This is a genomic window from Paenibacillus nitricinens (assembly GCF_052056485.1).
GTDB classification, from domain to species: Bacteria; Bacillota; Bacilli; order Paenibacillales; family Paenibacillaceae; genus Paenibacillus_AQ; species Paenibacillus_AQ nitricinens.
Genome location: NZ_CP183948.1, coordinates 2,441,957 through 2,467,575, shown reverse-complemented (window position 1 = coordinate 2,467,575; position 25,619 = coordinate 2,441,957). Strand labels below are relative to the sequence as shown.

Sequence of the window (25,619 nt, the reverse complement as noted above, 5' to 3'; positions counted from 1 at the left end):
TGTTTTAGTTTCGAACATAATCCCTCGTAATATCGTTAAGCCATTTAAATTTAAAATAACGCATTAAGGCAATCGGGGCTTTAATAACCTCGTCTAAATTGAGGATAATAAATATCGTTATAGGGGAGAGATGCCACACAAACGCACTCATATATCCTAATGGTAATATGATGCCCCACATTACAATCGTGTCACACCAAAAGCCAAATCTAGAATCCCCTCCAGCAACAAATATTCCTCCAATTGTCGTGGAGTTTATCGATTTCGGAAGACAACAATAAGCACAGACAAGAAGCATTCCACTCAAATAAATTTGTGCTTGATCATCCAAATTGACAAGCAGAAACACTATAGGCTTCAGTATTAGCAAAGTGATACCTGCAACGATACCAAACAAGATAGCATATACATTTAATATTTTCCCAGCTTTTTTAGCCATTTCAATTTCGCCATTGCCTAGATATTTACCAACAAGCACGGAACCACCACTTGCAATACCTCCACATAATACAATAACCAGATTCTTGACGACCGAGGCAACTGAATTTGCAGCGACCATATCTGCATTAACATGTCCAATAATTGCAGATGTCACAGTTAATGCGCATCCCCAAACCATATAATTTCCTTGGACAGGTAGTGTATACCTCAAAAAATCCTTAATCAAATTACGCTGAACCATGTCACGTAAAGGTAACCTAAACTTTATATTTGATTTGATCGAGTGGATGATACAGCAACCAAATTCAACGATACGTGCCAAAACTGTAGAGAAAGCAACTGCCACTATAGCCTTTTCTGAATTACCCGGATAAAGTATGAAAATACTTATTACATTCAAGAGAATGTTCAATATAAGGCACATAGAACTGATCCAGGCACTCACACGGGCATTTTCCATGCTTCTAATTACACTAAAGTACATTTGGGATATTCCGCTTATCAGATAGGAGAACGAGATCACTCGCAAGAAACTCGATCCATATCGAATTAACATGTCGTCATTTGTGAAAAAACTCATTAATTGATCCGGCACCAACAGTGATATCCCAAAAAAGATAGCGGATATAATAATAGACATCGTACATCCGATATTAAAAACCCGTTCAATGGTCATCAAATCTTTCTTTCCCCAATACTGAGCAGTCAAAATCCCCACTCCTGCAGCCAATCCCATATAAAACAGTGTTAAAACAAATGTAATTTGCCCAGCCAGCGATACGGCAGACATTGTAGACTGGTTTACAAAACCTAACATGAATATATCTATTGTCACGGCTAACGATGAAATGAGGTTTTGTAAAGCAATCGGAATGACCAAATTTAGCAATTGGCGATTGAATTGCTTATCTCTCATCTCAAGTGTGCTTCTTCATCCAGATCTTCTTTAGTGATCTCTTTGTCCTTGTAATAGTATTTTAGGTCATGTTCATTAATGGTACGCATCACCCTGCATGGATTGCCCACTGCAATGGAGTTAGCCGGAATATCTTTTGTCACAACACTGCCCGCACCAATAACAGTATTTTCTCCAATCGTAACCCCAGGACAAATTGTAACATTCGCCCCAATCCAACAATTATTCTCAATTTTCACCGGATCAGCATACATATATCCTCTGTAGTCTGGATGGATAGGATGTCCTACTGTAGCAATGGTTACAGATGGACCGAACATAACATTTTTTCCAATAATAATTTTAGTGTCGTCCACAAAGTTACAATTAAAATTAATGTACGTTCCATCACCAATCTCAATGTTTGTACCATAGCAAAAATAAAAGGGTGGTTCGATCCACGCCTTCGTTTCTCTTCCAAATATCTCTTGCATGAGTTGTGTTCGCTTATCTAGATCATCTGGCGTTGTTAAATTAAAGGCATGCATTTTTCTTTTTGCCTGTACTCTGTCTTCAGGCAGTCCTTCACAGTAATCAGTAAATAGTTTACCGGAGGCAATACGTTCTCTCATTGTCATGTTTCTGGCTCCTTATAAAATCTATTGGATTTTGTGTTATTGTCGAGCAATATCAAAATTGTATATTTTCTATATAGTCCTATCCACCGAAATCAAATATAATTCTATTAAAATCGTATTTTGTTTGAGGGAGATGTGATTGTGAGTGTAGAACTGGAAGTATTCTCCGATTTATCGGAAGAACTAAATTATAATCTTCCTGATTTTCCGCTATACGTACGAAAAGGAGCACTGAATCATTTCGATAAATATGCAGCAGCATGCCATTGGCATCCGGACTTGGAATTTATTTTAGTGCTAGATGGGAAAATGGAGTATTTTGTAAACGGAGAAATTGTGCTGATTGAACATGGTAACGGAATATTCGTTAATAGCAAGCGTATGCATTACGGTTTTTCCACTAAAAAATTGGATTGTACATTCATAGTCGTTGCTGTCCATCCTTCACTACTCGGAATAAGCACACATGTAGGCAAAGTATATTGGGATGAGAAATTCGGTTCTAATACTGAAGACTATATTATGATTACTCCACAAAGCACGTGGGGAAAGGAAATCCTGCATTCCTTACATCGGATTTATGAAGAAATGAACAGCACTCCTTGCAAGCCACTACGTCTTCTTTCACTGGCTACTTCACTTTGTGCAGACGTCGGAGATCATATACAGAGGGTTCCTGGGCAGATAAATGATGACCAGTCATGGATTGCTGTTTGGAAAATGACGGGATTTATTCATCATCATTTTGACCTTAAAGTGACCCTGAATGACATCGCTACCGCTGGGTCTGTTTGCAGGAGCAAATGTTGCGAGTTGTTTGGCACGTACATTGGCCAAACGCCTAATACTTATCTGATGCGATATCGTATTCAAAAGAGCTCCGAGATGCTGATGGGAACTAATCGATCGATTAGTGAAATTGCAATGAACTGCGGATTTCAAAGTGCGAGCTATTTTTCATCAGTTTTTCGTAATGAGACTGGATTGACGCCTCAGAATTACCGGAAGAAATCTCGAATACCTTCCCATTAGCTTGTTGACGGGTGCTTCCCAATATAATTCCGTTATTTTATTTATCATTTTTCATTATTTTATCCTCCTATTTGGTTTATCAAATTCTATTTTTTATGTTGTAATAGCTTATTTTTCGGTTTGGCACTCGCAATCTCAAATCCACCCTCTCGAATGCCAAAGAAGCCAGTAATTCCAAAGTAACCTTTGGCTTACTGGCTTCTTTCATTATAATCAAGATACAACGTATGATTCACCTAAAATATGCTTAATACTGTATGACCCCTCTATCATGTCCGTGGCTATAAATGACTCCATATCACCAGATTCAATATCATACAACACTTCAATTTCCTTATAGAACAAAATGTTTCCTTCTTTGATAAGTTCAGAGAGAGATGGAACATTTTCAGCTTTTACATCTCCATTGTAAACTTGTTGAAGTCCTTCGACATAGGCTTCTAATGATCGTGCCCCCACAATTTTAACACCTTTATTTTCTTCATTCACCATGATAATGGTTGGAAATCCACGTACACCAAGTCTACCTGCTAACTCAAAATCCTGCTCTAACAAATCTTGTGCCGATCCAAGAGCAGCATCCGCCACTATTTCTTCGCCATTTAGCCCAATGTTGTTGACTATATCAACTAATGTTTTCTCCTCTCCAATATTCTGATTGAAGGCGAATACAGCTTCTCTTGCCTGACGCAAAAACTCATTTTCTTTACCCGGATATATATTTTGTATAACCTTGTATACTCTAGATGGCGGATACGAAGAAAGAATCGGATTGTTTTCCCACAAAGAACCATCGATAGGCATACGTGAATGTAAACCAACTTCTCTCCAATGCTCCGCAACATCTGAAGGCTGTTGAATGCCATTGGAGACATCTGTAAAACCATGCCAGCTAGAAAGCAAACCACCCATAATCGTCTTCACGTTAAAATATTGACCATACTGCAGAATAAAACGATTGAGTACCGGCTCAAGCGCCCAACAGTGGGAACAGATCGGATCTGTTGCATAGTAAAGTGTGATTTTGGGGGACTGTAGATTAAAGTCGATCATTTCCACTTGCTCTTCATCCCCTGGCCCACAGACACCGGTTTTAAGGTCACACATCATATTTGAATTATTCATATATCAATCACCTTTCGCTGGAGAATCAAAGAAAGTGCCCTCTTGTAGAAGTTCTTTGTATGGGAGTATTATAATACCAATACAAATTCAAACAAGTACGTTTATTTTTAATACTAAGTATCTTAAATAATACTATTGGAGAGGAGTTATGTATGAAATACGAATTTAGACTTGATCAATTATGTCCTGCAACCTTCGCATTCCATGTAATCAGCGGAAAATGGAACCTCCCGATCCTAGCCATTCTTAGTGAGAACGACAACATACGCTATAACGAGTTAAAAAGAAGACTACATGGAATAACAGGGACTACCTTAACCAACGCACTGAGGGATCTTATAGAATATGGAATCATTCATCGGGAGCAGTATAACGAAGTGCCACCAAGAGTTGAGTATTCTCTGACTTCATCTGGAAGAGAATTAGTGCCTTTAATTGAATCCGTTGTTGAATGGGGACAAAGAAATATTGGGATGAAGGATAATTCCTAGACTGCTCATTCCTATTCCTGAATCTCCAAATGCATATACGAAGGCGCTTCATCCCAAGGAACGCTATATCCCGCTCCCTTTGCACAGAACATAGAGCTGGAGGTGTACTCAGGATCAGCGCTGCGGTCGTATCCAATCCTTGCGATGACCTGTTCTGGGTTATGACATGGCTGATAACCGCCTAACTTCATCGAGATTGCTCCCTTTCCCTTCGTGAATGAAGCAAGCTCTACTGCATAATGCATGAACGTCGCGATAGGCGCACGTCCCTGAATAAACATCGATTCACCTAGCATTTCTGGCGGGTCAAATTCACCATGGGCCAGCTGTATATCAGACATTACGCGTCCGATAAGCTCCGCATCGACTTTGATTTTGAATTGATAATAGGGTTCCAGTAGAATCTTGTTTGCTTGCTCCAATCCCTGCCGCAGTGCCCGCAGTGTCGCCTCCCGAAAGTCACCGCCATGCGTATGCTTCTGATGCGCTGCCCCGGTTAAAAGCGTTATATACAGATCGGTGACGGGAGAGCCGGTAAGAACTCCACGATGGTCCTTTTCAAGTAAATGCTGACCGACGAGATGCTGATACCCTGTGCTGAGCTGCTCAACATGGCATGTACTGCGATAGGTAATTCCCTCACCACGTTTCGCAGGCGCAAGCCGGAGATGCACCTCTGCATAATGCTTAAGAGGTTCGAAATGCCCACAACCAATCACAATGTCTGCGATCGTCTCTTTGTATAATATCTCTGGCTTGGAGAACGATACCTTGAGCTGGAAACGGTCTAACACCACCTGCTGAAGTACCTCTAACTGGATCATTCCCATCACATGAACATGAATCTCCTCCAGCTTGTCCTCCCATGTCACTTGCAGCGTAGGGTCTTCGGCTTGCAGGATCATGAAATAGCGCAGCACTTCTCTGGATGATATCCCCAAATTGAATACAACTTTGGATTTCAACGCTGACACAAGACGGGATTCTACTTGATCTGAATGATTACCTATACCCAGTCCAATGGCTGCATCGGTTAGGCCCGTAACGGCAACAAGCTGTCCCGCGGAGGCTTCATCGCATGAAGTATATTTCCCCCCATGATAGATACGAATAGAAGTGATTTTCTGGCTTAACTCCTCATGTTCTGAAGTGCTATAGCAGAGATCCTCCCGTACCCGTAACTTTCCAGCTAATATCTTCATAAAAGTCAGTCGCGTGCCTTGCAGCTCATGACGCACCTTATATACTCGTGCCCCGAACACTGCGTTAACTTCATAAGTCGGTTCCATTAGTAGTTGCATCGTCTGCATCCATTCCGCAATCCCCTGATCCAATAGAGCTGCTCCACTCATAACGGGAAAAACCACCCGTTCTTTAACCATTTGTTTCAGCGTAGCCAATACCTGCTCAGGATAAATGTTGTCTTCGAGATATGCCTCCATCAAGGCTTCATCTCGCTCAGCAACGGCGGTAATGACCTCTTCAGGCAGCATGCTCTGTTCTAGACCTTTTGACAAATACAACATATCCGGCGAAAATTGCTGCCTTAACGCTTTTAGTACACGCTGGACGTCAGCACCGGTACGATCTATTTTGTTAATAAATATAAAAGTGGGTATGCCATATTCCTGTAGCAATTGCCAGACCGTCTCGGTATGCCCTTCAATGCCCTCCACAGCACTTAAGATGACTACCGCATAATCCATGACCTGTAAAGCGCGCTCCATCTCAGCTGAAAAATCGACATGCCCCGGTGTGTCAATGAGCTGATACGATTGTTCGTTATATTTCATCACCGCCTGGTCAGCAAAAATCGTTATGCCCCGTGCCCGCTCCATCTCATGACTATCCAAAAAGGCATCCTGATGATCGACTCTCCCCCGAGTCTTAATTCCGGAAGCATGGTATAGGAGCTGCTCTGCGAAGGTGGTTTTGCCGGCATCAACATGTGCTAGCAGTCCGATGGTGATTGGTGATGCTTCTGACAGTTTATAATACATATTTCTACCATCCATTCAGTCAGTCTGTTATATAAGAATCGTAGCCGAAATCTAGTAGCTTGTACAGAATCTCTCACCACCTACAGTACAATAATGCAAGAAAGGCACTAGACTAGCTATTGAGATGATGATTATGTCCTATTAACTTATAAAAAACCGGTAACCCTTAACAGAAAGGATTACCGGCTCAATGAATAGTTAATTTTATTTCTTAAAACAATAAATCATCTACTCTCTAGACTCAACAGCTTTTTATCTAGAAATGCCTTTACATCTTTAGCAAGCTGAATGGATGCTTCAATTTCCAACTTAGTTGTTGAAACACTTTCAATGCTGCATCCAATTGGAATTCCCTTCTCCAGCCCGAACTCAAATAGTTCTTCAAATATTTTTTGAGATAGCTGAATGGATTTATCCAAAATGTCGTTCGAATATTTCAACTCGTTTTCTAACCATCCCGGGATACTAATCCCCAACCATTTCATAAATTGTAATGTTTTCGCTGTGCCACATGGTGCAAGATTAAATAAAATAGGAACCATTTCAAAACCCTTATTTGTATAGTAATAATATAAATCAGACAATAAATTCTTTGATGCCTCTACATTATAAGTTGCCTGAGTGATAAAAAAGTTGCATCCATTGTTAATCTTTTCGACAACCCGTATATGCTCATCATTCTTTTTTATATGTCTTTCAGGAATGACAACTCCTCCAAAATTCAAATTACTATTTAACTGTTTGCTTAGTTTATAAGCATCTGGTAAATTCAATTTCACCTCCTGCTTACTTGACGAAGCGCCCACATACACGGAAAATCTGTCTTCACTTTCGTCAGTCTTAATCCAATCCGCGAACGAAGCTCTTGTATCATTACCGACGCACCGATAAATTATTTTTGGGACCTCCACTTGTCTTAGATATTTATCACCATAGATAGCCGGATCAATCGTTGGTAAATATGGGTAAGGTCTTTCATGATCAACTCTTTCTGCTTCCTCCTGGACGTCGTAAAGAATTAAAGCATCTAAATCAACGTTTTGAAGTCTTTCAACCTGTTTCTGTGCAATTTCTGATATCTTTTCTGGTGAATGGCTTGCCTTCGGTGGTGTCATCCCATATGTTAAAATACCAGGTTTCTTGCTTAATATTTTTTGTTTAAATGTACTCCCTGCCGCTCCCAAATTAAAAAACTCCTCTACACGTCTCTTTTAAGTTAAGGCTACCATGGCAGGCTTAATATGTATAACTTATATTTACTATATCTAGTTATATTTTAAAGCTATGATTCCCTATTGGTACTTATCGAGTAGTACATCATGGAGGCGGAACTTCTAGATTTTAATGTTGACAACCATTGGGTCTGACTATAATATTAGAAGTCCTGCCAACCTTAAAGTTGGCGATAAGGGGACCGAAAGGTTCATTCTTATTTAAAAAGGGTGAGTATTATGAATAAAGAAGAATTAATGGAAAGCGCACGTAACACAAAGAAAGCTGCTTATGCCCCTTATTCTAAATTCCCAGTTGGAGCAGCCTTATTACTTAAAGATGGAAATGTTATTAATGGAGTCAACGTAGAAAATGTATCTTTTGGTGCTACTAATTGTGCAGAGAGAACAGCAATCTTCACAGCTATTACAAAGGGCTATACTAAAGGTGATTTTCAGGCTATAGCTGTAGCAGGTGACACAATGGATTTTCTGCCGCCATGCAGTATCTGCAGACAAGTATTATCGGAATTCTGTTTGCCCGACATGCCTGTCTATTTAACCAATGAGAAAAAAGAAATCTTAGAGCTGAGTTTAAGGGATTTATTGCCTTACGCATTCAAAAATTTAGATATGTAAAAATAATACCTACCATAGTGGAATATCAAAAACACGCGTACCTGTGTTAGACAAGTACGCGTGTTTTTGTGTTAAAAAGCTTAGTCAGAACACAGAATTCACAGACCAGACACACCGCGTAAATACGTTGTGACTTACCAAATCGCAATTCCAACCTTATCTTTTTCTTTAAGTACTACCTTTATCATTTCCAAAGCATTTCTTACCCCAAATTCAATAAATTCTTTATCATAGTCTGTATGTAGTTCTATAGTATCTAAATTATCAAGCAAAATAAGGAATTCACTTTCCAGTTTTTCTATTCCTTCATCAAATGCAAAAATATTCGTATTCTTTAAAGAATATATTAACTCACATCCGAGTTCACTAATTATATCATTTCCCCAGAGAGTTTTTCTGCATGATTCGAAACCAAACAAATTATTATGTGGTGCGGGTACCTGCTCCTCCAAAAAATTAGTATCTACAATTATACTTCCCTTTTGAATTACACTAATTATCAAACTCATATAGTTAAAACCTCTCAATGATTATCTATAATTTTTGAAAAAAAACAAGCGATCCATTGAGATAAAAGGTTAACACTTCCTCTCGATGATCGCTTGCTTTTAGTAGCTATGCATAGTTACATTTCTAGTTTTCCCATAAAACATTTATTGGCTCTACCGTTTACCCGCAGCGACTATACCCGCAATTGCCACAAGTCTTACAGCCCTCAATATTAATTAGCGAGGCGCTGCCGCAGGAGGGGCAAAGATCACGGGAAGCCGTAGCGTGGTTATGCCCATGATGACCACCGTGTCCATCTTCCGTAGCTGACGGAACGCTCGCTTTCAACTCTGCATTTAACGCTTCATTGAAATCCTCCAGCTCCAAAGTTGCTGCAATCGGAGCAGGTACATGATCATCATGAGCATTGTTCAGCACATGTGATTCCAGTGCCTTAGCTACAGCGTCAGCAATGGATTCAACTCGGTTCGCTCCGAATCCGATAGCTCCTGATCCGCCAATGCCTTTCAGATGTTTGATCAACAGCTCCACTTTCTCACCATGATCTCCGTAACGGAGGAACAAGGAGCAGACACGGCCTAATGCTTCTGCCATCGCAAAGACGTCAGAACCTGCTTTACCTACATTCAGGAAGATTTCAGCAGGTATCCCATCAAGATCATTGATTGTAATATATGCCATGCCGAAAGGTGTGTTGATTTTATAGGTTGCACCGCGTAGAACTTGCGGACGTTTCTTGTATTGTTTATCCAGCTCTTTAGTAGACGCTTGAGGTGCTGGGCTTGCCGCTACAACACTTGTACTTGCTTCAGGAGCAGCTGTAACTTCAACAGCTGGAGCTACCTCTTCTGCTGCGTCTTCTTTCTTCGAGGTTTGCAGAACTTGCACATCACGGCTACCATCACGGTAGATCGTAACGCCTTTGCAACCCAGATCGAAGGCCATTTCATAGAGCTCAGCCGTCTCTTCTACTGTGAAGTCAGACGGGCAGTTTGCAGTTTTGGAAATCGAGCTATCCACCCAGCGTTGAATCGCTGCTTGCGCACGGATATGATCCTTAGCTGACAAATCCATCGAGGTCACGAAGTAATCTGGCAGCTCTTCACCTGGATGAGCTTCAAGCCATTCTTGAGCGATTGGAACGAACTGCTCATCGTATCCAAGGCGGCTTTGACGGAAATATTTGAAGGCGAAATAAGGCTCAATACCTGTCGAAGTACCTACCATTGTACCTGTGCTGCCTGTAGGTGCTTGTGTTATCACTGTAACGTTACGCATGCCATGTTTACGAATCGCTTCACCAACCTCTGGATACGATTCGAGCATATTTTTCATAAACCCGCTCATTAAATATTTCTGTGTGTCAAAAGCTAGGAAAGCTCCCTTCTCACCAGCAATCTCTGCAGAAGCAAGGTATGCTTCACGAGCCATAAAGCCGTAAAGCTTGTCCAGAAACGCCAAAGATTCCGGACTACCGTAACGGATGTTCAATTTGATCATCAGCTCAGCAAGACCCATCGTTCCGAGACCCACACGGCGTTCGTTTTTCTGATTCGCTTCATTTTCCGGGAAATGATAAGGGGTCTTATCAATAACATTGTCCAAGAAACGTACAGAATAACGCGTTGTAGTCGCGAGATCTTCCCAGTCTACATCATGATTCTTCTCATCGTAGAATTTGGACAGGTTCACAGCGGACAAATTGCAAACTCCCCAGCCTGGCAGTCCTTGCTCCCCGCACGGGTTCGTACAAATGATCGGATTAAAATACCAGCTGTTGGACATCTGATTATAGTATTCCATGAACACAACGCCTGGCTCAGCGGATTTCCAAGCGGATTCAATAATAGTGCGCCACACATCACGCGCTTTAACGGTGCGATAATGAATAACATTTTTGCCCGCAGCCTTCCACTTGTCTAGATCGCCGTCCCACACATCGTTGTAATCTGGGTCTGTGGTATCCGGGAACACTAAATCCCAATCTAGATCTTCTTTTACAGCCTTCATAAAGCTATTACTCACACATACCGAAAGGTTGGCGTTCGTCACTTGACCCATCGTTTGCTTCACGGTAATGAAATCCTCTACATCTGGATGCCAGTCATTAATCATTAGCATGAGTGCACCACGGCGGCTGCCGCCTTGTTCAATTAGTCCAGTGGTATAGCTGAACAGACCGCCCCAAGATACAGAACCACTAGAAGAGCCATTGACACCTCGCACAATTGCACGGCGTGGACGAAGTGAGGATAGGTTAATTCCTACACCGCCACCTCGCGCCATAATCTCCGTCATTTCAGCCAACGTCTCCATAATGCCGCCACGGCTATCTTTTGGAGAAGGGATTACATAACAGTTGAACAATGTTAATTCTTCACTAGCGCCTGCACCAGCCGCAATCCGCCCACCCGGTACGAGCTTCCAATCATCCAGAATCGAGCGGAATTTACCCGCCCATTCTTCTTGAAGCTCAGGCGTCTTCTCCACAGAAGCCATAGCTGTAGATAGACGATCCCACATTTCCTCTGGTGTTTTTTCTATATTAAGCGTCAGCTTTTCAACATCTGATTTTACAAGTTCGCCGCTCCGTGTCTTCACGGTTACGATTCTGCCGTTACGTTCTACGATCTCTCCGACTTCCTTCGTGGGAAACTTCGGATCATCTTTTGTCAGAACGAGTACAACATCGCCCACTTTAGCATTATTGCTGTCGGCATCTTTCCAAGCATAACGATCCAAAAATATTTTTTCACTTAGCCCTTCAAGGCGTTGCTTACGTTCCACTTTACCCAATAGAAAAACCTCCCGCAATGTAGTAAATATTAGTTCCAGTTCAGGTGTGGGCGTACATTTTGTGACCCACAACAAAAACTTCCTTACACTTATCTTCCGTCTTACGGGTGTATGTAGGAAGTTCATCTTGTCAATAACAAATAGCAGCTATGCACTTTTAAAAAATAACATTTTCATGCTTTTGTCACAATATATTGTGTGCATCAGCTTTTAAACTATACCACATATTGTATCGAAGGTCTTTTTCGAAAATAGAGTCAAGCAGCCGAAATATCGCAAACCTTGCCGCGTTTTCTCGCTTTTACTCTCTTTTTTAAAGGCTATCAAGAAAAATAGAAGGTTATGAATTCTCTTGTTTAAGAGCATACTACTCCTACGAATGATGATATAAATTAGCACCTGAGGAGGCTGTACCATGACGCAATTATTCCGTAATTCTCTACCTCACAAAGGTGGAAAGTCAGCGCCTATACTGCCTGTTCCTCTTTCTTTTGACCGGAATTGGCTGCAGGATCTAGAACTTAAACTAGATAAAGGTGGTCCGTGGGGAGACTACCGTCTGTCCAAGCTTGCCTTGCAGGGTGAACAAACGGGTCTAGTAACAAGCTTCGATGAGCTGCAATGCATGAAGCATTTATCCGGATTATCCCCGCTTCCTCATCAGCTCGATACCGCGCATAAGGTTCTGTTTGAGATGTCTGGCCGCGCGATTCTTGCAGACGAGGTTGGACTAGGAAAGACGATTGAAGCAGGACTTGTACTCAAGGAATATCTTGTCCGCGGTCTAGTCTCTAAAGTACTTATTCTGGTACCTGCTTCCCTTGTATTGCAGTGGGTCCGCGAGCTGAATGCCAAGTTTGGCATCTCTGCTGTTGCACAGAAAAAAGCATATTCCTGGGGGAATGCGATTGTCGTCGCATCTATGGATACCGCGAAGCGCGATCCTCATAAAGAAATGCTGCTGGAAAATGAATATGACATGTTGATTATTGATGAGGCCCATAAGCTGAAGAATAAGAAATCAACCAATTATCTATTTGTGCAGCAATTACGTAAAAAATATTGCCTGCTCCTAACCGCTACTCCCGTTCAGAATGATCTGGGCGAGCTATTTAATTTGATCACTTTACTGAAACCGGGGCAATTAGGAAATCAGGGTGATTTTGCTTCGAATTTCGTCGTTGATAAACGTCAACCTAAGAATGAAGGTCAGCTAAGGGACGAGCTATCGAAGGTGATGATCCGTAATCGGCGTGGCGAAGGTCCAGTTAACTTTACGAAACGAAAAGTCCGTAATATCCCGCTAGTTCTTTCACAGGAAGAGAGAGTATTATATGACGCTGTCACTTCTTTTGTTAAAGATCAGTATCAGGAATCAGGCGGCAATCTTAGCAGCATGCTTTCCTTGGTAACGCTTCAGCGTGAGGTGTGCAGCAGTAGGGATGCCGTCTTCATCACTTTAGTTAATCTGATCAAGAAGCTGCCCGCTGATTCGCCGAAACGCGATCGGATGATGGAGCTATTGCAGACACTTCGTACGGTTAAGACCAATACCAAAGCCGAAACAACACTATCTCTCATTCAAGAAATGAATGAAAAGGTCATCGTTTTTACGGAGTATCGCGCGACTCAAGAATATTTGCTTCAGTATTTCCGCGAACATGGGCTAATGTGTGTTTCTTATTCCGGCGGGATGAATCGTGGTAAAAAGGACTGGATGATGGACCTCTTCCGCGGTCGTGCTCAAGTCATGATCGCTACTGAGGCCGGTGGTGAGGGCATTAACCTGCAGTTCTGTCACCATATGATCAACTTCGATCTGCCTTGGAATCCCATGAGAGTAGAACAACGGATTGGGCGGGTGCACCGGTTAGGTCAGGAAAATGACGTGGTTATCTATAATTTATCCACACAAGGTACGATTGAAGAACATATCCTTCATCTGCTACACGAGAAGATCAATATGTTCGAAATGGTCATTGGCGGGCTGGATGTGATTCTGGAGCGTTTTGAGAAGAAAGAATCGCTGGAGAAAAGTTTATACAAAATCATGCTCGAATCCCGCTCCGATGAAGAGCTGCGAAATGAGCTTGATCATATCGGTGAATCCCTAAGTGAGTTGACTCAGGGTATCAAAAAGGAAAGTGAGACTGCGACATGACCCTCAACTCACAGGAAGTACGTAAACATGTAATGGATTATCTGGAGGCTACAGAATGTTCCATTATTGAAGTATCGCCCATTCACGTAACTGTAAAGCTATCACCAAGAGCTGACAAAATGCTTACAGATCGACCTTATTATTGGGGATTCGTGGAGCGTACTGGTGTTGATCCGGAGACACTCTCTTTCACCTTTGTTTTTGATCCGGAAAAATACGATAATCAGGCAGCTATAGAAGTTCCGCCAGCGGTAAATCGCAGCATCGGAGCATTGAACCCGCCAATTACCGGAAGTCCAGTGGTAGATGCGTCAACCGATATTGAGGCCAGCGCGGATCTATTAGATTCAGCAACACCTGAAAATAATGTGGTTCATGTCCCTTCCTCAAATCCAGAGGATAGCATCCTAGCCCGCTACTTCGGTATTGTTCCAGCGCTGCCTCGCATTGGACCTGGCATGATAAGACGTGAAGATATCATCTATGGTAGCAAGCGCCTGCAGCAAATTTGGAGTGCGGCCCAAGATGAAGGGAAATGCCTTTACTTATTTGAAGATCCCGGTAACAGGCAGCGGAATACACTCTTCTCTGCAGCCTATGAACCATGGCTCGGCGTCTGCTATAAAGTGGAGATGAGCTGCGATTTGAAACGGGAAGAACTGCATTATCTTGGAATCTCTCTGACAAAAGGGACCATCATTGATGACTTCAACGCTAAGATAGCCTCTCTGGAGATGATCCCCCGTTTACCAGAAAACGTCCATATTCAGCCTTATGAATTAACAGTGACAGTCGCTACAGATTTATTAGAGGCTCATCTTACCTCACATCTGGCCGAACTCGATTACACTTGGGCAGAACAGGCACGTGAGCGTCTTAGAATCGAGCTGGCTATCATTGATATTTATTACGGAGAGCTGCTGAAAGAGCCTGATGAAGAAAAGCGTTTAGGCACTCAGGAGCAGTATAACCGTCGTCGGCAGGAGACCATCTGGCAATATGAGCCCCAAATTGCAGTTTCTGCGATAACCTACGGACTGTTTCATCTGCGAAGCCTATAGAATGCGACCCTACTCGCTAAAAGCAGGCAAAAAAACAAGAGAACTTTTGCCTTGAGGCGCGACAGCAAGCAACAGCCTTTTTATAGCCTGTCCACTACAATAGAGTAAAGCTTAACTTTCCTGACATTTCTTAACAAAGAAAGGTGATCGACGCCATGAAAATAAGTTTGCGGCGGAGGCTGAAACTTGCGGGACAAGGATGCCTCCTCCTGCTTCTAAGCTTTGGACTGTTTGTATCCAGTTCTGGTTCCCCTTCAGCGCTGGCGCTGGCCAGAGTAAGTGTGATCCAGTCAGTCACACAGGATGTAATTCCTGTATTGAAGATGAGTACCTTACCTTCTCCCAGTACGGTCCAAGAATTCGCTAAGGCTACACTGAACAAGCTCGCTGCAGAAGCTCCATTTACAGCCTGGAAGGATGCAGGGATAGAATATTATCCCCTTGGTCCAGGTACTCATGGCTGGCTTGTAAATGTGATGAAGGGCGAAGAGCGGATCGGATACATGATCATTTCCGCCACCGATACAGGCGGATATATGCTAAGTGAATATGGAGCCGGCACTTATGGACTCCCATACAGTTTAAATGATCTGCGCCAGTTTTTGGTGCAGAAGGGTCTCATTACATCATCTTTTTCAGGACAAATAAAACTTACTGCTTTATATGCACCGCTTCTACCGGTCTGGAAAATAACCATTGACGAAAAGACGGTTTACATTAATGCTTCCGTGCCGCAAATTTTACCTTGGACACTAAGCAAGGCGGAAGAAGTTCTTAAAGAGCAGCCTCCTGCAACAGATGTAATTACTAATCTTAATCCTGACGTATCACCGCTATCGGCCTTCAATAGTGGAGGGTCAGATGATCCTTACGAAGATATCCTATGGCTGACGGCTCCTAAACTAACTACAGTGAGCGGCGACAATATCGCGCTTCTGATTAGACCCAAGGAAAGCATCGCTTATCAGGCTGCCGGACGAAATGACCTAGTCGGAGGACCGTTTATGATTACAGGCTATCAGAGCTGGCAGTCTTCCCAAGGTCAAGCTGAGAACAATAAAACTACCGTATATGCGGCCTCAGGCCCTGAAGGAAAACGATACTTGCCACTCGCTTCACTACAAAATAATGGAACACTGCATAAGCTCCCAAACAGAACGACCAAAGCACTCGGATATAATCGTTAACACAAGCATAAACGCCTTCGGCGTCCTTATGAGGACGGTAAGTGTTTATGCGAGAAATAGAAGGATAATTTATAACGTAAGCATATAAATTCTTATATTTAAACAAACGCAAATAACCTTCCACTGCCACCCATGAATAATGGCACTGGAAGGTTATTTGCTATTTAAACGTTTATTCTTTTTTGCCATGACTCCACTTGCTTCGCCAGATAGACCACCCAAGCGGGAGCATGCCGAACCATTTCTGTGACCACGGCTGCTTCGTAGCCGCTCTGCGAGCATGAATGGCACGCGGATCCTCGATATATACGACTACCTTCTCCGTTATATACTTTACAAGCTCATCGCCACCGGAAGCCATTTTAACACCTCCTAAAATGTACGTAAATTCAGATTATCAGCATCCGTTCCATGGTCTTAGTGTGCACCACTCCACTTGGATCTAAACTACAGACTTCTGATTTGTCGAATAGGTTTACCTATTAAAGCACAATCTAACAAAGAATCCAGAAGACGTTATTCACTTGCAAGGAGGCGTTTCACTTGAACAACTGGAGAAAACAACCCTTTCCCAGAACAGCAGCTGCTATATTTGGCTTTCGAATCACTTTAACTACCCTAGGACTACTAATGTTGTTTATGGGCAGCTCCTTAGCCTCTGCGACACCAGAGAAACCCGTGATGAAGGATGACCGTCAGCATTTATTAGGTCACGGTCACCGTATGATTCTAATTGATGCGGGACACGGAGGCATCGATGGTGGAACTTCCTACGGTAATATTCTTGAAAAAGATATCACGTTAGATATCTCACGTCGATTATTTCTACTTTTGGGTAGCGATGGCTTTGACGTTGCTTTAAACCGCAATGGAGATTATGCCCCAAGTGATGAGAACCGATGGCTGCGTAGTAAATCTCGACATCTGCGGGATCTTGCACAGCGTAAAGAACTTGCTGAGACATTACCTGCTACTGTAGTGGTAAGCATCCATATTAACTGGGCGCCTTCCCCATCCAAACATGGTCCACTTGTATTGTACCGTCAAGAGGGCCGTAGCTTCATCCTTGCTAAGTCCATTCAGCATCAGCTAAATAATCTTTATGATGTCGAAGCTCATCCACGACCAGGTAAGCCCTTTTATTTACTCAACAAAATAACCGCCACAACGGTTATCGTTGAGGCGGGTTTTGTAAGCAGTCCGACTGACCGAGCAAAGTTATGCACCCCTAAAGGGCAGCAACAAATCGCTGAAGCCATCGCTGATGGTATTGTAGCTTATCTTATGGAAGTTTAAGTTGGGAGCTCCATTTCATCTCGTTTTTAACCAGATCAGAGATCCCTATAAACTCAACATTGTCTTTCATCTGTTCAATACCGCTGCGGATTCCTGCGGCGGTCTCTTTCCCAAATACACCAACATGACCGATCGTTACACAAAATCGTTGATCCTTTGCCATGTCTTTGACGAGACCCATTTGTTTCAGAACATGACTTGCTGTATGTGTGTCATCTAAAAAGATATGGTTCTCTACGCGTGGGAGACCCATTCGATAAGCCATATTACCAGCAACAGAACGGTAGTTGGTCTTGCTGTCTACAAAAAATAATCCTCGTTCTTTGCATACAGATAAGATCACCGCCATAATCCGCTCATCCCCGGTAATTTTCGAGCCCATATGGTTATTTATCCCGATCGCATAAGGAACATTATCGAGTGCTGCCTCAACCTTTTGTCGCACTTCCTCATCGGACATTTTGGCCAATATGGCTCCCGGTCCAAGCCATTTAGGATTACCTTGGCGCGGCTCCATCGGCAAATGAACCAGAACATCATCTCCGCGTTCATGGGCGCGGGTCGCATCCTTTACCGATGTAGGTAAAAAAGGCATGACGGCTACAGTAAGCTTTATCGGTAACGAGAACATTTCATCTGTCCCCTTCATGCCATTGCCGAAATCGTCAATAATGATAGCGACCTTATCACGTTTTGGTGCACTCTCTTCAAGCTGCGTAGTTGTAGCGTTGTCTTTAGACGTGGCAGCAGAGACAGCCGGCGTAGCCGGAACAATTGTGGTAATCAATACTGCAGCAACAGCAAGCCAATTCAGTAAGTAACGTTTAACCTTTCGACTGTCCTTCATCAAGAGGAACGCCTCCTTCGTCTTAAACAATTGTTCTCATTGTTTGGTTCACGAAGGTTAAATATGTACGAGGAGGGTTCGCAATAATTTACAATCGAGCTGTTGCTAATGCCCGCGCTCATCTGTGGCAAGGATTGCTTCCAGCACATCCACAGATTGAACTTCAAATGGCATATTCTTCATTGGGCTATCCTGGGAGCAGCTAGCTTCTGCCACCACCATTAATTTATCGATCTCACTACTGGTAATCCCAAGCTCCTTAAGTGTAACGGGAAGGCCGACTTTTTTGCAGAAAGCAATGACCTGAGCGATCTCATCTTCTGAAGCCTTCTCCAAGACCAACTGCACGATCGTAGCAAAGGCAACCTTCTCACCATGTAGCACATTCCTGCATCCCTCATGCAGGGTCAGTCCGTTATGAATAGCATGGGCTGCAGCAAGCCCACCGCTCTCAAACCCAACGCCGCTCAAGTAAATATTAGCTTCAACAATATGTTCCACTGCAGAAGAGGTGATCCCCTGTTTAACATCCAGGAGTGCGGATTCACCATCAGCAAGAAGTGTGTCCAGACAAGCACGTGCTAAAGAGAACGCTGCGATTGTGCCAGTCCCGCCTGCATGAGTAACCGCTCCAGATTCACGGCAAGCTCTTGCTTCGTAATAGGTGGATAAAGCATCACCCATTCCAGCCACCAGCAATCTTGCAGGGGCTTTAGCGATGATATCGATATCTGCGATCACCATCTCAGGATTTCTTTTTAATGGAAGGTAACAGTCGAAGTCACCTTCGTCCGTATACAACACTGATAAAGCGCTGCAAGGTGCATCCGTCGAGGCCACTGTGGGTACAATAACTACCGGGAGATCCTCCATGTGGCTTACTGCTTTTGCCGTATCTAGGGTCTTGCCTCCACCGATTCCTAAGACAACTTCAACGTCCTCCAGGCCAAGTTCCAGCACTATCTCATCCACCTGATTCCGGCTGCACTCACCCTTGAGTTCGCGCATCATAAGGGGAATATCGTTCATTTCAAAGCTGTGTAAGATATCCTCCTTGTACATGGACAAAATATAAGGATCTATAATCGCAAAAGCTCTTTTCACGCCTAGTTGTAAACAATAATCTGCCAGCTTACGAATTTCGCCATGCCCCTGAATATATTTAGTCGGTGAACATAAGATCTGCGTCATGGTTTCACTCCTCTTTTTGTATATTCTTTTATTCTAAGGAGTGTTGCATCAGACTGGCTATATATAAAGATGCTATCGACTTTTGTCTTAAATAAATCCCCCGTTCACTCGAATCGTCTGGCCCGTAACCCACTGTGATTCCTTACTGGCTAGAAACAGCACTACACTCGAGATATCCTCAGGCTCACCCAACCGTCCAAAAGAATTCATACTCCCAACATTCGCAATCTCTTCAGCTGACTTTCCCACGGTAAATAGCTCAGTATTCACTGGACCCGGAGAGACCGCATTAATCGTAATTCCTTTTCGTCCAAATTCTTTAGCTAACTGACGAGTGAATTGTTCCACAGCTCCCTTTGTTCCCGCATAAACGCTGTAGGTTGGGAACATCTGACCTGTCACTGATGTCGAGAAATTAATGATCCGTCCGTTCTCACCCATATGTTTAGCCGCTTGCTGGCAAGCAAAAAAGGTACCCTTCACATTGATGGCGAACTGTTTGTCGAAGTCTTCTTCCGTCATACTCGCAATCGGCTTTGTGATCATAATGCCTGCGTTGTTAACGAGAATATCGATTTGTCCATAAGCTTCCAATGTGGCTTGGAATAATTGTTCCAGCTCTGTCACTTGGCTGATATCCGCCCGGATAGCGATAGCTTCTCCACCCTTTTGCTTAATTTCGTCCACAACTTCCTCTGCCTTACTTGAACTGCTTGCATAATTAACAACAACCTTCGCACCATGCAACGCCAAGTTCTCCGCAATTTCTCGTCCCATACCTCTTGAAGCTCCAGTCACTAATGCAACTTTTCCAACCAAATTTTGTTCCATCATTTATTCCCCCTATTCGTTTGTCTTTCTTGTTGGTCTGATTATAAATCGAACACTCGCAAATAACAAGTGACAATTATTATTTTTTGTCATTCAATATAATTGTTCTCCAGACGCAAAAAAACCTTCCGATCTTCATCAAAAGGTTTAGTCCATCATTTTTCTATTATGAAATATGCTATAACAATTTATGACGAAATTCCGGAAAGCATCAAATCCCAAACGGAGGCAAACTCCTGATCAATCGAACCCAACTGCCACTCTTTCGCGTGAGCAGGATGATGAAATCTTGATGTTGCATTAAAAATAGCTCTTGCCGTAACCTCTGATTCCAATGCTTTAAACTCCCCGGTTTGTATACCCTTTTCAAGAATGCGTGCGAGTTGCCCAATTAATTGATCTACGTGTTGGGTAATCATATCTACGGCTTCTAAAGTTACAGAGGCGTACATAGCAAACATTTCGGAATCATCTACAGCATAGCTTCGTTTACTGCGAACTAGAGTATCTAACCACAGACGTAGCTGCACTTTGGCATTCCCATCAAATTGCTCCGTAACGTCCTTCAATGGGGCTAAAATATTTTGATGCAACCATCTTTCGGTTACCGATTCGCGCAAAGCTGCTTTACTGGAAAAATGTCTATATAGCGTACCATGACTAACCTTCAGTACCCTCGCTACATCAACAACTGAAGTCTTATCCGGGCCAAAACGCCGGAGCACTTGTTCAGCCGCATCCAAAATGTTTTCTTTAGATAATGGAAGATCATTCGACATTGGTATTTCCCCTCGCTCTATTTCTGATGGTACTTATCATAGCATATAATATTCAAAAATGAACTGACAATAACGTTACTTTGTCATTTGTTGAATCAATCCAATTCTCATCAGCCGCTGAGTACCTACCGTATCCCAACAACAAAAAACCTCCCTGATTTCTCAAGAAGGTTCATTACTTTCATCTACTTTCTCACTCGTCCAGCTTCGCCCTAACAAACTTGCCAATCTTCGAAATCGCCTGCTCTGCTTCTGGGAGCATGTACGCTAAGAAATGAAAAACACTCCACATCTTCTCCCATATTTCCAGTTCCACATAAACCCCCGCTACTCTCGCCTGTTCAGCCAATCTCGTTGAATCACTTAAAAGCACCTCATGGTCGCCTACTTGAACGAGTAAATCAGGCAATCCCTGCAAATTCATTCTTAACGGCGATAATATTGAAGCCCTCTCGGTTCGACTACCTACATATGCATCGAGTATACGTTTATTTCCCTCTAAGCTACCTGTCGGATCAAGCGATGCACGACTCTGATACGATTCTCCGTCTAGATGGACAAGATCCGTATGAGGTGAGATTAAAAAAGCACCCGCTGGTAACTCCCTCCCCTCATCCCTCAACGAAATCAGAGTCATCAGCGCAAGGCTGGCTCCCACAGAATCTCCCCCAAACAGGATGTCACGGGCAGAATTTCCATTCGCAAGCAACCACCGGTAAGCCCCTATACAATCTTCATTAGCAGCGGGATAGATATACTCAGGTGCAAGACGATACTCAATCATTAGTACTTTCATACCACTAGCTTTTGCAATTCGTGATACCAGATCCCGATAAAATTCACAAGTGCCTGCAATAAAACCACCACCATGAAAATAAAGTATCACTTTATCATCAGTTGGGGCTGATTCCACAGGAATGATCCACTCTCCACTTAATGTCCCAATCCTGACCCGCTCGACTGTAACATCAGAATGGCTAGGCAGACTCGCAGCCGCCTCAATCATTTCTTGCCGAATTTGCGCTACAGATTTACTTTCAAAGCGGTTTGTTTGTTTTAAATAGTCTTTGATCGCTGCAAGCTGTTCTATACTCGTTTTGTCCATATTCATTATCCCTCCTACAGATCTCTTCCTCTCGAATTGTAAAGCCTGTAGGAGAGTACAAGGTCAAGTTAAGATTCCATTTTTAGTATTTCTAGCGTCGATTGCACGCCTGGATGCTTATCCGTGGCTAATAAATTTCCCCTCAAATCTGCAAGTGCGGTGAGCTTTATTTCCTGTTTTGCAATTTCACTACGGACTCGCTCTATTTTATTATCTACAACGTTTACAAAATCATCTATGCTAATGCCACTGCTTTCCGATTTTAACAGTGCCTTTTTAATTTCCTTTAGGGTGAACCCGCATAGCTTTGCATTTTGGATAAACGTTAGTCGGTTTAGCGCCTCTTCAGAATAAAGACGGTAGCCGGCTTCCGATCGTAAAGGTGTAATAATTAGACCCAGTTCCTCATAATACCTCAGTGTTTCCATATTCACATTTGCCATCTTGGCCATTTGGCCTCGCAAGTACTCCGTCATGATCTACGCCCCCTTGGATTCCCTATATTATACCAAAATCCAGATAATCCAGATCATACAGAGGGTATCACACACAAAAAAACGGCATTTCTGCCATTTCCCGATGTCTACTCTACTCTTTTACCTTACAGCACTTCACTTCGAACCGCATTTTTCTGAATCATAGAAATCTGTCCGGCATGAATACCTGTGTGATACATAAGTCTGCCTATTGCTTCAAGCGGAGTTGATGTGCCAAAAGACGACTCTACGCTTTCATGCCAAGCATCTTCCGGAAGCTCCCGCATCGCTGCAATTAGATTCTCATTAGAAGACGTCAGCAGGTCCACCAGCTCACTTAATGTAGTATATGCTGCATCGTCGGCTTGAGGTTTAGGTCTGCCAAAGAACCACTCTGCAAACATAAATTCTACCTCGGCATTATGAGAAATCAATCCTCCGATGGATGAATTCCCTAATTTAAGATTTAAATCTTCTTCCGGCAATGCCTTCACCATTTTATGAAACCGCTCTTGAACCGCTTGCCAGATGGGCAGTATTGAAGTTATAGTCATCGGCTATTTGCTCCCTTGTACTGTTGCTTCTTCATCTTTCTTCTTATCAATAACAACGTGATTAAATATATTTGCATCTACATCAATATCGAAGGCCAATCCAAAACCAACAACATAACGCCCCTTTAACGGATTCAGTTCGAAAAGGGAAAAATCCAGTCCGCGCAGCAATTTCAGCATAGCTTCACCATGATCAGCATTGAACAATTCAAAGATATCCTCATGTCCATCATTGCCGATATTGTTTGAGGTACAGCTCCAGCGCACACGCTCAGTTGCAAATTTATTGTTTGTTTCAGACTCATCCGCAATTAGAAAAGCATCCACAAAATCATTATTTTCCATATAGCCATAGTGCTCTGCAATCTTACTAATATAAATATACAGCTTGCCGTCTTTCTTTACGAAAGGCGCATAGCTAATAAAGGGCTTTCCTTCATCATCAATTAAACTCAGAATCAGATTCTTGCGTTTATTAATAAATTGTAAGTAGTTTTCTTTATTTTTTTCTACATCTACTGGCTTCTTCATACAAAAATCCCTCCATGGATAGGTTGTGTAATGACACTATGAATCTATCGAACGGTACTCAACAAATGAATACGAGGTTTCTTCTCTGTAGGCACATACTGGACTTCCGCATCCATCCGGTATATATCCCTTATCATATCGGTTGTCATGACTTCATTGGGTGTGCCATACATCGCCTTCTCACCCGCCTGCACTACAACAATACTATCGCTATAAGCAGAAGCTTGATTGAGATCATGCAGCACCATCACTACGGTCATGCCCATATCTTGATTTAACTCGCGAACAAGCTCAAGCACTTCATGCTGATGCGAGATATCCAAGTACGTGGTGGGTTCATCAAGCAACATGATCAAAGGGCGTTGTGCTAAAGCCATTGCAATCCAGGCTCGCTGTGATTCTCCACCTGACAATGAAGCCACTGCTCGGTCCTTATACTCTATCAAATGTGTCTTTTCAAGGGCCCAATGAACAATGTCCATATCCTCTTGGTTTAATCTTTCAAACCACTTTTTGTGTGGATATCTGCCATACGAGACCAGATCGATCACAGTCATATCACTCGGTGCTTGATTCTTCTGGCTCAGCATGCACATTTTTCGTGCGACTTGTTTGGCGCTCATGGTCTTCAGATCCGTACCATCGAGTATGACCGTACCCGTGTGATAAGGAATTAGCCGTGATACCGCTTTGAGCAAAGTGGATTTACCGGAGCCGTTCGGTCCTATAATGGAGACGATCTCACCTTTTTTTACGGAAAAAGAGAAGTTGTTAATCACGCTTTTCTGCTCATACCGAATCGAAATGGAATCGACAGTAAACATGTTAGAACGCCTTCTTTCTCATCAGGTATAGAAAATAGGGTCCGCCAATCACAGCCATAAGGATACCCGCAGGGATATCTAGGGGTGCAAACAGGGTACGTCCACCTGTATCCGCAATTAACAGAACCAACGCACCAAGAGCCATACTCATCGGCAAAAGATATTTGTAATCTGAACCCACAAGCAATCTCGCCATATGAGGTACAACTAGACCGACAAATCCGATCATTCCAATGGCTGCTACAGAAATAGCCGCTAGAAATACTGCCAGCAAGGAGAGCAAGATACGAATTCGGTTCACATTTTCCCCCAGATTCGAAGCCACCTGATCACCCAGACGAATGATATTTGCCTTACGAATGGCAAAGAACGATAAGATCCAACCTGCAATCGCATATGGGAAGACCATCATCAACGCATTATTCCCTTTTGCCGCAAGACTGCCGTTAAGCCATTGAACCGCTGCAGGAAGTCTATCACTGTACATGATTGTTAATAGCCCAATGAGTCCTCCGCAAAGTGCATTCACAGCAACGCCAGATAAAATAATAGTAATCGGTGAAATACCGGTTCGTCTCCACGCTAATGCATATACAATACCGGCAGCAATCAGCCCTCCAACAAAAGCGGCAATCGGAATGAACTCAGTATACTGTGGTGCAGCAAGCATTATGACAAGAACACATGCAGCCGCGCCACTAGTTACACCCGTCAATCCAGGATCAGCAAGTGGGTTACCCATCACAGCTTGCAGCAGTGCGCCCGAGATCGCTATATTCGCTCCGATGATCATCGCCAGTAACACACGCGGCAATCGAATATCCCAAATGATGGTGGCATTCACCGCCTTAGACGATGAACCAAAGATCGTACTTAGTATGTCTGATACCGGAATGAATACAGAGCCTAATCCGATGGCAATAATCGCGGCTACGAGCGCTAATAGAACCGTTACAATAACAACTATTCTGCTACGAGATGTATTTATCACTTGCTGT

Annotated in this window: 25 protein-coding genes; 7 read left to right on the top strand and 18 right to left on the bottom strand. The window is 43.0% G+C overall.

Annotated features, from left to right (window positions below):
- Window positions 1–4: 4 nt before the first annotated feature.
- The gene (locus ACN6KS_RS10725) at window positions 5–1,357 is read right to left on the bottom strand and encodes an MATE family efflux transporter (protein WP_094869394.1); all 1,353 of its coding nucleotides are present in this window, start codon (window positions 1,355–1,357) and stop codon (window positions 5–7) included.
- Window positions 1,354–1,974, bottom strand: coding sequence for a sugar O-acetyltransferase (locus ACN6KS_RS10720; RefSeq protein ID WP_094869395.1), 621 nt, complete (start codon window positions 1,972–1,974; stop codon window positions 1,354–1,356). Before ACN6KS_RS10720 ends, ACN6KS_RS10725 begins: the two co-directional genes overlap by 4 nt.
- 141 nt (window positions 1,975–2,115) lie before the next feature.
- On the opposite strand from ACN6KS_RS10720, the gene ACN6KS_RS10715 reads away from it, so the two are divergent.
- A complete protein-coding gene (locus tag ACN6KS_RS10715) occupies window positions 2,116–3,006 on the top strand; it encodes an AraC family transcriptional regulator (RefSeq protein WP_440961975.1) in 891 nt (296 codons plus the stop codon).
- Window positions 3,007–3,219: 213 nt separating this feature from the next.
- Here the strand turns inward: ACN6KS_RS10715 and ACN6KS_RS10710 are convergent, their stop codons facing one another.
- Window positions 3,220–4,131, bottom strand: a complete 912-nt coding sequence (locus ACN6KS_RS10710; RefSeq protein WP_440961974.1) for a DsbA family oxidoreductase — start codon at window positions 4,129–4,131, stop codon at window positions 3,220–3,222.
- 152 nt (window positions 4,132–4,283) lie between these two features.
- On the opposite strand from ACN6KS_RS10710, the gene ACN6KS_RS10705 reads away from it, so the two are divergent.
- Window positions 4,284–4,622, top strand: a complete 339-nt coding sequence (locus ACN6KS_RS10705; RefSeq protein WP_440961973.1) for a winged helix-turn-helix transcriptional regulator — start codon at window positions 4,284–4,286, stop codon at window positions 4,620–4,622.
- 11 nt (window positions 4,623–4,633) lie between these two features.
- On the opposite strand, the gene ACN6KS_RS10700 is transcribed toward ACN6KS_RS10705, so the two are convergent.
- On the bottom strand, window positions 4,634–6,622 hold the full coding sequence (locus ACN6KS_RS10700) for a GTP-binding protein (RefSeq protein WP_440961972.1): 1,989 nt from the start codon (window positions 6,620–6,622) through the stop codon (window positions 4,634–4,636).
- Window positions 6,623–6,846: 224 nt separating this feature from the next.
- Window positions 6,847–7,806, bottom strand: a complete 960-nt coding sequence (locus ACN6KS_RS10695; RefSeq protein WP_440961971.1) for a methylenetetrahydrofolate reductase — start codon at window positions 7,804–7,806, stop codon at window positions 6,847–6,849.
- A gap of 267 nt (window positions 7,807–8,073) precedes the next feature.
- Here ACN6KS_RS10695 and ACN6KS_RS10690 point away from each other — a divergent pair, with 267 nt between their 5' ends.
- On the top strand, window positions 8,074–8,472 hold the full coding sequence (locus ACN6KS_RS10690; RefSeq protein WP_036689594.1) for a cytidine deaminase: 399 nt from the start codon (window positions 8,074–8,076) through the stop codon (window positions 8,470–8,472).
- Between the two features lie 134 nt (window positions 8,473–8,606).
- Here ACN6KS_RS10690 and ACN6KS_RS10685 read toward each other — a convergent pair whose 3' ends face one another.
- Together ACN6KS_RS10685 and ACN6KS_RS10680 are read right to left on the bottom strand one after the other, a co-directional pair.
- Complete coding sequence (locus ACN6KS_RS10685; protein WP_094869401.1) at window positions 8,607–8,981, bottom strand: hypothetical protein; 375 nt, start codon at window positions 8,979–8,981, stop codon at window positions 8,607–8,609.
- A gap of 160 nt (window positions 8,982–9,141) precedes the next feature.
- Window positions 9,142–11,778 carry an adenosylcobalamin-dependent ribonucleoside-diphosphate reductase gene (locus ACN6KS_RS10680; RefSeq protein WP_440961970.1) on the bottom strand — a complete coding sequence of 879 codons (2,637 nt, stop codon included), beginning with the start codon at window positions 11,776–11,778 and terminating at the stop codon, window positions 9,142–9,144.
- Between the two features lie 415 nt (window positions 11,779–12,193).
- Here ACN6KS_RS10680 and ACN6KS_RS10675 point away from each other — a divergent pair, with 415 nt between their 5' ends.
- From ACN6KS_RS10675 to ACN6KS_RS10665, 3 genes are all read left to right on the top strand, one after another.
- Complete coding sequence (locus ACN6KS_RS10675; RefSeq protein ID WP_094869429.1) at window positions 12,194–13,939, top strand: DEAD/DEAH box helicase; 1,746 nt, start codon at window positions 12,194–12,196, stop codon at window positions 13,937–13,939.
- Window positions 13,936–15,000 carry a YqhG family protein gene (locus tag ACN6KS_RS10670; RefSeq protein WP_440961969.1) on the top strand — a complete coding sequence of 355 codons (1,065 nt, stop codon included), beginning with the start codon at window positions 13,936–13,938 and terminating at the stop codon, window positions 14,998–15,000. Before ACN6KS_RS10675 ends, ACN6KS_RS10670 begins: the two co-directional genes overlap by 4 nt.
- Before the next feature lie 155 nt (window positions 15,001–15,155).
- Entirely contained in the window at window positions 15,156–16,187 is a 1,032-nt protein-coding gene (locus ACN6KS_RS10665) for a hypothetical protein (protein ID WP_280786880.1), read from the top strand.
- Window positions 16,188–16,359: 172 nt separating this feature from the next.
- Here ACN6KS_RS10665 and ACN6KS_RS10660 read toward each other — a convergent pair whose 3' ends face one another.
- A complete protein-coding gene (locus ACN6KS_RS10660; protein ID WP_076283115.1) occupies window positions 16,360–16,548 on the bottom strand; it encodes a YqzE family protein in 189 nt (62 codons plus the stop codon).
- 182 nt (window positions 16,549–16,730) lie between these two features.
- Here ACN6KS_RS10660 and ACN6KS_RS10655 point away from each other — a divergent pair, with 182 nt between their 5' ends.
- Window positions 16,731–17,483 (top strand): N-acetylmuramoyl-L-alanine amidase, encoded by a 753-nt coding sequence (locus ACN6KS_RS10655; protein ID WP_256989766.1) that lies wholly within the window; start codon window positions 16,731–16,733, stop codon window positions 17,481–17,483.
- Here ACN6KS_RS10655 and ACN6KS_RS10650 read toward each other — a convergent pair.
- The 10 genes from ACN6KS_RS10650 to ACN6KS_RS10605 all read right to left on the bottom strand — a co-directional run bounded on the left by ACN6KS_RS10650 (window position 17,470) and on the right by ACN6KS_RS10605 (window position 25,612).
- Entirely contained in the window at window positions 17,470–18,330 is an 861-nt protein-coding gene (locus ACN6KS_RS10650) for a divergent polysaccharide deacetylase family protein (RefSeq protein WP_094869432.1), read from the bottom strand. The genes ACN6KS_RS10655 and ACN6KS_RS10650 overlap by 14 nt on opposite strands.
- A 105-nt stretch (window positions 18,331–18,435) precedes the next feature.
- Window positions 18,436–19,521, bottom strand: coding sequence for a glycerol dehydrogenase (locus tag ACN6KS_RS10645; protein ID WP_440961968.1), 1,086 nt, complete (start codon window positions 19,519–19,521; stop codon window positions 18,436–18,438).
- A gap of 87 nt (window positions 19,522–19,608) precedes the next feature.
- Complete coding sequence (locus tag ACN6KS_RS10640; protein WP_341134411.1) at window positions 19,609–20,352, bottom strand: SDR family oxidoreductase; 744 nt, start codon at window positions 20,350–20,352, stop codon at window positions 19,609–19,611.
- Between the two features lie 188 nt (window positions 20,353–20,540).
- On the bottom strand, window positions 20,541–21,131 hold the full coding sequence (locus ACN6KS_RS10635; protein WP_440961967.1) for a TetR family transcriptional regulator: 591 nt from the start codon (window positions 21,129–21,131) through the stop codon (window positions 20,541–20,543).
- A gap of 193 nt (window positions 21,132–21,324) precedes the next feature.
- Window positions 21,325–22,236, bottom strand: coding sequence for an alpha/beta hydrolase (locus tag ACN6KS_RS10630; protein ID WP_440961966.1), 912 nt, complete (start codon window positions 22,234–22,236; stop codon window positions 21,325–21,327).
- A 68-nt stretch (window positions 22,237–22,304) separates the two neighbouring features.
- Complete coding sequence (locus ACN6KS_RS10625; protein ID WP_440961965.1) at window positions 22,305–22,712, bottom strand: MerR family transcriptional regulator; 408 nt, start codon at window positions 22,710–22,712, stop codon at window positions 22,305–22,307.
- Window positions 22,713–22,837: 125 nt separating this feature from the next.
- Window positions 22,838–23,266: a DinB family protein gene (locus tag ACN6KS_RS10620; protein WP_094875047.1), complete on the bottom strand. Its 429-nt coding sequence runs from the start codon at window positions 23,264–23,266 to the stop codon at window positions 22,838–22,840.
- 3 nt (window positions 23,267–23,269) lie between these two features.
- Window positions 23,270–23,797 carry a HugZ family pyridoxamine 5'-phosphate oxidase gene (locus tag ACN6KS_RS10615; RefSeq protein ID WP_094869439.1) on the bottom strand — a complete coding sequence of 176 codons (528 nt, stop codon included), beginning with the start codon at window positions 23,795–23,797 and terminating at the stop codon, window positions 23,270–23,272.
- A 44-nt stretch (window positions 23,798–23,841) separates the two neighbouring features.
- Window positions 23,842–24,621, bottom strand: coding sequence for an ABC transporter ATP-binding protein (locus ACN6KS_RS10610; RefSeq protein ID WP_094875046.1), 780 nt, complete (start codon window positions 24,619–24,621; stop codon window positions 23,842–23,844).
- Window position 24,622: 1 nt separating this feature from the next.
- Window positions 24,623–25,612 carry a FecCD family ABC transporter permease gene (locus ACN6KS_RS10605; RefSeq protein WP_052404239.1) on the bottom strand — a complete coding sequence of 330 codons (990 nt, stop codon included), beginning with the start codon at window positions 25,610–25,612 and terminating at the stop codon, window positions 24,623–24,625.
- Window positions 25,613–25,619: the final 7 nt, after the last annotated feature.